This window comes from Arthrobacter sp. P1_B3 (genome assembly GCF_056406615.1).
This window is the reverse complement of the sequence record NZ_JBFTZV010000051.1, coordinates 1-7,832: the sequence shown is the minus strand read 5'-3', so window position 1 is coordinate 7,832 and position 7,832 is coordinate 1. Positions and strand designations below refer to the sequence as shown.

The 7,832-nt window shown below is 67.2% G+C and carries 5 protein-coding genes and 1 pseudogene; all 6 read left to right on the top strand.

The annotated features are described in order from the left end of the window. The first annotated feature begins 68 nt into the window (after positions 1 to 68). Positions 69 to 1,145, top strand: coding sequence for a LacI family DNA-binding transcriptional regulator (locus tag AC1D2F_RS23565; protein WP_229995083.1), 1,077 nt, complete (start codon positions 69 to 71; stop codon positions 1,143 to 1,145). 84 nt (positions 1,146 to 1,229) lie between these two features. After that, positions 1,230 to 2,636 (top strand): glucuronate isomerase, encoded by a 1,407-nt coding sequence (gene uxaC, locus AC1D2F_RS23560; RefSeq protein WP_364747053.1) that lies wholly within the window; start codon positions 1,230 to 1,232, stop codon positions 2,634 to 2,636. Beyond that, on the top strand, positions 2,633 to 4,066 hold the full coding sequence (locus AC1D2F_RS23555) for a mannitol dehydrogenase family protein (RefSeq protein WP_364747055.1): 1,434 nt from the start codon (positions 2,633 to 2,635) through the stop codon (positions 4,064 to 4,066). The genes uxaC and AC1D2F_RS23555 overlap by 4 nt, the downstream gene beginning before the upstream one ends. A 210-nt stretch (positions 4,067 to 4,276) precedes the next feature. Beyond that, positions 4,277 to 6,088, top strand: coding sequence for a beta-glucuronidase (uidA, locus tag AC1D2F_RS23550; protein ID WP_476967875.1), 1,812 nt, complete (start codon positions 4,277 to 4,279; stop codon positions 6,086 to 6,088). 59 nt (positions 6,089 to 6,147) lie between these two features. Continuing rightward, a complete protein-coding gene (gene uidB / locus AC1D2F_RS23545; RefSeq protein ID WP_476967874.1) occupies positions 6,148 to 7,587 on the top strand; it encodes a glucuronide transporter in 1,440 nt (479 codons plus the stop codon). 32 nt (positions 7,588 to 7,619) lie between these two features. Then, positions 7,620 to 7,832, top strand: a pseudogene (locus tag AC1D2F_RS23540) (bifunctional D-altronate/D-mannonate dehydratase); the annotation flags it as partial.

The window sequence follows — 7,832 nt, the reverse complement described above, 5'->3', positions numbered from 1 at the left end:
CCGTTTTGAGCGCTCAAAACGGCCCCCGCTGCGAGCTAGTTGGGTTGTTTCCTCGTTAGGATGGGGCAGTGACTGAACCCAAGACGCCGGACGCTGCCGCAACAACAGGCCCGGCCAAGAAGCACTCCCGGTCCGGAAAGTCCAACGCCACCATCTACGACATCGCCAAGGTTGCCGGCGTCAACCCATCCACCGTCTCACGTGCGCTCAGCAAGCCAGGCCGCGTCAGCGCCAAGACGCAGAAACTCATCGAGGATGCCGCCGCCGAGCTGAACTACCAGGTCAATCCGTTCGCCCGTGCGCTGCCTACCGGCCGTACCAATACCTTCGGCCTGATCGTCGCGGACATCACCAACCCCACATTTTTCGACATCATCCGCGGGGCGGAAACGACGGCCACACTGCGGGACTACACCATGGTTCTGGCCGAGTCCGCCGAGTCCGGTGTCACTGAGCTGACGGCAGCCCGCCGGATGATGGCTACTGTGGACGGCCTCATCCTGGCCAGCCCCCGCATGGACGACGACGACATCCGCACGATCGCCCGCGACAAGCCCGTGGTGGTCATCAACCGCGAGGTCGACGGCGTGCCGTGCGTGGTTCCCGACGTGAACAAGGGCATCAGCGAGGCGGTCCGCAGCCTGGCCGGGAACGGGCACCACAAGGTTGCCTTTGTCGCCGGTCCGCCGCAGTCCTGGATGTCCGCGCGCCGCTGGGAAGGCGTGCAGGCGGCCTGCGAATGGTCCCGGCTCGAGGCCGTGCGGCTGGAATCCACCAAGCCCACCGTCGACGGCGGCCGCCAGGTGGCGCGCGACGTGCGGGCCAGCGGTGCCACGGCGGTGCTGACCTACAACGACCTCCTGGCCATCGGGCTCATGCAGGAACTCCAGGCCGCCGGCATGGTGATCCCGGACCAGATCAGCATCGTGGGCTTCGACGACATCTTCGGGGCGGATTTCACCACACCTCCGCTCACCACCGTGCGCTCGCCGCTGGGGGAGTGCGGCTCGGGCGCTGCCACGCTGCTGCTTGATCTCCTGCACGGCGATCTCCCGCGAGGCACGGGGGAGACTGCCGCCACCCTGCGCGTCGAGACGGAGCTGGTGCTGCGGGGCTCGAGCGGACGGCTGCTGCCCGCGGGGTAGCCTTGCCGGCGAAGCCCCCGCAACTTGATGGCAATTAATGGCAACCGGTTGACAAATACCTGAAGCAGGCCGGACCATTGATTCATGTCACAGTCGATTGCCGCCAACCCAGACCGGCTCCTGCCCGCGGATCCCGGAACGCGCAGCATTGCGCGGGACCTCCTGCAGCGCGTCCAGGACCTCCCCATCATTTCCCCGCACGGGCACGTTGACGCCGCAGTCATCGAGCACAACAGCCCGTTCCCGGACCCGGCAGCGCTGCTGGTCAGCCCGGACCACTACGTCACCCGGCTGATCCACGCCAGCGGCGTTCCGCTGGACCGGCTGCGGGGCTCGGCCACCGCCGATGCGGACTCCCGCACGGTCTGGCGCGAGTTCTGCAAAGCCTGGCCGCTGTTCGAGGGGACGGCCTCCGGCTACTGGCTCCGCACCCAGTTCGACAGCGTTTTCGGCCTCCGGCAGGAGATCAGCGCCGAGACCGCCGACGCCAGCTACGATGCGATCTCCGCCAAGCTGCAGGAACCCGGCTTCCGGCCCCGCCAGCTCTTCAAGGACTTCAACATCGAGGTGCTGGCCACCACGGACGACCCCCTGGACAGCCTCGCCAGCCACCAGGCGATCGCCGAGGATCCCACGTTCCACGGCCGCGTCCTGCCCACCTTCCGCCCGGACGCCTACCTGAACATCGCGCACCCCACGTGGAGCGCGAACGTGGACCGGCTCATCGCAGCAGCGGGCGACGGCGCCACCGGCTACGCCGGCTACATCACCGCCCTGGAGAACCGGCGTCGCTACTTCGTGGACCACGGCGCAGTCTCGGCCGACCACGGCGTCCGTACCCCGGCAACGCTCAAGCTCGCCGCCGCCGACGCGGCCAGGCTGTTCGACCGCGCCCGCTCGGGCCAGGCCACGGCGCAGGACCGCGAAGACTTCGAAGCCCACATGATGTACCAGATGGCACGGATGTCCGTGGAGGACGGGCTGGTCATGACCATCCACCCGGGCTCGTTCCGTAACCACCACGAACCCACGTTCAACGCCTTCGGCGCCGACACCGGCCACGACATCCCGTTTGCGGTGAACTACACCGAGGCCATCCGCCCGCTGCTGCAGGACTTCGGCACCGCCAAGGACTTCCACCTGGTGCTCTTCACCATGGACGAGACCGTGTTCTCCCGCGAACTCGCGCCGCTGGCCGGCTTCTATCCGTCCGTCTACCTCGGCGCCCCGTGGTGGTTCCTGGACGCACCGGACGCCATGCTGCGCTTCCGCTCCGCCGTGACCGAAACCGCAGGATTCTCCCGCTCGTCCGGCTTCATCGACGACACCCGCGCGTTCTGCTCCATCCCCGCGCGCCACGACGCCTCCCGCCGGATCGAGGCCTCCTTCCTGGCCAGGCTCGTCGCGGAACACCGCGTCAGCGAGGACCGCGCCCATGAACTGATCGTCGACATCGTGGACGGCTCGCCCCGACGGGTGTTCAAGCTGTGAGCGTCGACCAGCACTCCGAGGTGCCACCCGCCGTCGAACTGCCCCCACTGAACCGCCGCCTGCGGCCGTCCGCCAAGGCACCCGTGCGGATCATTCACCTGGGGCTGGGCGCCTTCCACCGCTCGCACCAGGCTTGGTATACGCACCAGGCGTCCGACGCCGCGGACTGGGGCATCGCGGCCTTCACCGGCCGCCGCCCCGACGCGGCGCTGGCACTGGCTGAACAGGACGGGCTCTACACGGTAGTGAACCGGGCCGACGACGGCGACTCCTTCGCCGTGGTCAGCAGCATCGTCGAAGCCGTGGACGGGGCGGATGTGCAGCGACTGGCGGAGCTGGTTGCCGCTCCGGCCACCGCGGTGATCACTCTGACCATCACCGAAGCGGCCTACCGGCTCCGGGCAGACGGGCAGCTTGACCGAGCTGCGCCCGACGTCGCCGCGGACCTTGCGCTGCTGGCGTCCGGCAGCGCAAGCCCGACGACGCCGCTGGGCCGGCTGGTGCTGGCCCTCGCCGGCCGCCGGGCTGCCGGGGCGGGACCGCTCGCCGTCGTCTGCTGCGACAACCTCTCCAGCAACGGCACCGTGGCACACAACGCCGTGGCAGGCATGGCCGGGGCATGGGACGCCGGGCTGGCCGGATGGATCGACGCCAACGTCAGCTTCGTCAGCACCTCGGTTGACCGCATCACCCCGCGCACTACGGCCGCGGACATTGCCGCCGTCCAGGCCGCTTGCGGCTACCGCGACAACTCGCCCGTAGTGGCCGAGCCCTTCTCCAACTGGGTGCTCAGCGGGGACTTCCCCGCCGGGCGGCCGCGCTGGGAAGACGCCAGTGCCGTGTTCGTGGCAGAGATCGAGCCGTACGAGAACCGCAAACTGTGGCTCCTGAACGGCGCGCACTCCCTGCTGGCCTACGCCGGCCAGCTTCGCGGCCACACCACCGTGGCGCAGGCCCTGGCGGACCCGCTGTGCCTGCAGGCCGTCGAGAAGTTCTGGGACGAGGCGGAGGCGAACCTGGCCGGGCCGGAGGGTCACGCCGCGGATCTTCAGATCCCGGCCTACCGCGCCGCCCTGCTGCAGCGATTCGGCAACGCCCGGATTGCCCACCACCTCGCACAGATCGCGATGGACGGCAGTACAAAGCTGAGGATGCGGGCCGTTCCCGTGCTGCAGGCCGAGCGTGCCGCGGGCAGATCCGGCGCCGCCGCCGCTCTCATGATTGCTGCCTGGATGGACTACAGCGCCGCCTCCGCCGCGTTCCAGGACCCGCTGGCCGACGAGGTCGCCGCAGCCAACCGGCTCGCCGGCGCCGAACGGATCCGCGCCTTGCTGGCCCTGGTGGATCCGGCCCTCGCAGAAGAGCGTTCCGTCGTGGATCTGATGGAAAGCTTGAGCGGAACGTTCGGGGAGCAGACGCTCTCCCCGTAACGCCTTGCGCGCAAGCACTGCTGCCCGGCTCCCGGACCATCTGGAGCCGGGCAGCAGTGTTTCGCCAAACTTTCAACAAAAATTATGGCAACCGCTTGCCATTTGATTGCCAAGTGATTAGGATTACAGCAAGAGCAAAAACCGGCCCCCAGCGCCGGCCCTCAAAATCCTCCCCCCGGCACTGCCCGCAAAGACGCGATAGGACCCCAAATGCTCAAGCCCCAGGCCAGCGAAACCCGCGAGATCGTCAACCTCGACGGCCTGTACCGCTTCAAGGTGGACTTTGACCGCGCCGGCCACCGGGACAAATGGTTCAAGGCGCCCCTGGAAACCGGACTGGAAATGGGCGTCCCGGCCAGCTACAACGACGTCTTCCCGGACAAGGCCATCAGGGACCACGTTGGCTACGTCTGGTACCAGCGCGAAGTCCGCGTCCCGCGCGGCTGGGCAGGCGAACGCATCCACGTCCGCCTCGACTCCGCCACGCACGAGGGCATGGTGTGGGTCGATGACACCCTCGTGGCCCAGCACACCGGCGGCTACATGCCCTTCAGTGCGGACATCACCGAGCACGTCACGCCCGGGCAGCTTTTCCGCCTGACGGTGTCCGTCAACAACGAGCTCACGCAGGCCACCATCCCGCCCGGCACCATCACCGTCACCGAGGACGGCCGCCGGCAGCAGAGCTACCTCCACGATTTCTACAACTACGCCGGCCTGCACCGCAGCCTCTGGCTGTTCAGCACCCCCGCGGTCACGGTCGATGACATCACCGTCGCCACCGGCTTCGAAGGCACCACCGGCAGCGTCGACTACACGATTACCACTGCCGGCGGCACCGGCAGCGAAACGGTCACCGTTTCCGTCCGTGACGCCGACGGCGTCGAGGTCGCTCGCGCCGACGGCGCCCGCGGCACCCTGACGATCGCCGACGTCGTGCTGTGGAAGCCAGGCGCCGCCTACCTGTACAGCCTCACGGCGGAAATCCGCGACGCCGGCCGGCTGCTGGACAGCTACACCCTGCCGGTCGGTGTCCGCACCGTGGAAGTCCGCGGCAAGGAATTCCTCATCAACGGCGAACCGTTCTACTTCACCGGTTTCGGCATGCACGAGGACCACGTGGCCATCGGCAAGGGCCACAGCAACGCCCAGATGGTCAACGACTTCCAGCTCCTGGACTGGGTGGGCGCGAACTCGTTCCGGACCTCGCACTACCCCTACGCCGAGGAAGTCATGGAGTTCGCGGACCGGCACGGAATCGTGGTGATCGACGAAACCGCCGCCGTCGGGCTGCACCTGGGCTTCGGCGCCGTCTTCGGCGGCATCGCGAAAAAGACCTACGAAGAGGGCGGAGTGGACGCCAACACCGCCGCCAACCACCGGCAGGCGATTTCCGAACTCGTCGCCCGCGACAAGAACCACCCCTCCGTCGTGATCTGGTCGATCGCCAACGAACCCAACGGCTCCGAGGAAGGCGCCCGCGAGTACTTCGCACCCCTCGTGGAGCTGACCCGCAGCCTGGACCCCACCCGGCCCGTCGGCTACGTCAACGTCCTGTTCGACACCCCGGACAAGGAACTGCTCGGGGACCTATTCGACGTGATCATGCTCAACCGCTACTACGGCTGGTACATCGATAACGGCGACCTCGAAACCGCTGAACAGCACCTCGAGAAGGAGCTGCGCGAATGGGAAGCCAAGTACGGCAAGCCCATGATCATGACCGAGTACGGGCCGGACACCATGCCCGGCTTCCACTCCATCTATGAACAGCCCTGGAGCGAGGAATACCAGGCAGCGTTCCTGGCCATGTACCACCGGGTCTTCGACCGGGTCGACGCCATGGTCGGTGAGCAAGTCTGGAACTTCGCGGACTTCCAGACCTCCAACGGCATCATGCGCGTGGACGGCAACAAGAAGGGCGTCTTCACCCGGGACAGGCGGCCCAAACCCGCCGCCTATGCCCTGCGCCGACGGTGGACGGCACTGGCCGGCACCAAGAACATCACTTCTGAGGCGTAGGCCTTAACGCACATTTTTCGCCGGGCCCGAGGTCCGGCAACGGGTAAAGGAGCCCATTCATGAAAAAGCTGAACAAGCTCAGCATCATCGGCTATGGCGCCGGCGATGCCGCCAACAATCTCGCCTTCACCACCGCCACGATGTTCCTGCTGGTGTACTACACGGACGTGGCCGGGATCTCCGCCGCGGCCGCCGGCACACTGTTGCTGGTGGTGCGGATCTTTGATGCCTTCGCCGACGTCTTCGCCGGACGCGTGGTGGACCGGACCTACAGCAAGCGGTTCGGCAAGTTCCGCCCGTTCATCATGTTCGGCTCCATCCCGCTGCTGCTGCTGAGCGTGGCAACCTTCTCTGTCCCTGCGCTCGGCGAGTCCGGCACCCTGCTCTACGCCTACGTCACCTACGCCGCCCTGGGCCTGGCCTACAGCCTGGTCAACATCCCCTACGGCTCCCTCGCCGGCGCCATGACCCAGGACCCGGCCGAACGCGCCAAACTCGGCTCCGCCCGGATGATCGGCGGGATGCTGGTCGGCTCCGCCCTTGGCATCTTCGTAGCCCCGCTGATCAAGCCGGGCGCCAACCTGCAGGCCACCTTCACCAGCATCACCCTGGTGTTCGTCGTCATCGGGGCGGCTCTGTACCTCTTCACCTTCCTGACCGCCAAGGAACGGGTCCACCGTACCGTCCCGAACGTCACGTTCAAGCAGAGCATGGACACGCTCAAGGGCAACCGGCCGCTGCTGATGCTGTGCCTGAGCTCCTTCTTCTTCCTGACCGGCTACCTGGCCCTCACCTCGGTCCAGCTGTACTATCTCCGCGATGTCCTGGGACGGCTGGATCTGTACCCCGTGCTGTCCATCACCCAGCTCGTCCTGACCTTCGTGCTGGCGGGCTTCATGCCCAAGCTGGTCCGGAGCCTCGGCAAGAAGCGCGTCTACATCTTCTCGTCGCTGCTCACGGTCATTGGCGGCGCCATCGTCTTCTTCACCCCGGCAAGCCAGGTCTGGCTCGGATTCACCGGCCTGGTGATCAGCCTCGTGGGCGTCCTCGCGGTCAACATCGTGGTCTGGGCACTGGAAGCCGACACCGTCGAATACGGCGAATGGAAGACCGGCGTCCGCACCGAGGGCATCACCTACGCCCTGTTCTCCTTCACCCGCAAGACCGGCCAGGCAGTCGGCGGTGCGCTCGCGGCCTACGCCCTGGCCCTGGGCGGCTACAAGTCCGGCGCCGTCCAGACGCCCGACGCCGTCTTCGGCATCCAGCTCGCCGCCGGCGCCCTGCCGGCCGTCATGACCATCCTGGCCGTGCTCGTGATGGCCAAATACACGCTTACCGATGCCATGCACGCCCGGATCCTCACCGAAATCCGGGCCCGCCGCACCGACGGCACCGGACCTTCCGAAAGCGCCGGAGCTTCCGACGATGCCGCCGCGGCTGCCGCTGTTCCCGCCGACGCCGCTTCCGCGGAGGCCGCGCCGCTGGCGCCCCGCAACTAAGACACCCCCGTTAGACCAGAAAAGGACCTGTTGTGAAAATCATTGCCGCTGAAGTCTTCGTGACCAGCCCCTCCCGGAATTTCGTGACCCTGCGGATCACCACCGAGGACGGGGTGACCGGGATCGGGGACGCGACCCTGAACGGGCGCGAGCTCGCGGTGGCCGCGTATTTGAAGGAGCACGTCGCGCAGCTGCTGATCGGCAAGGACCCGCACCGGATCGAGGACACCTGGCAGTTCCTGTAC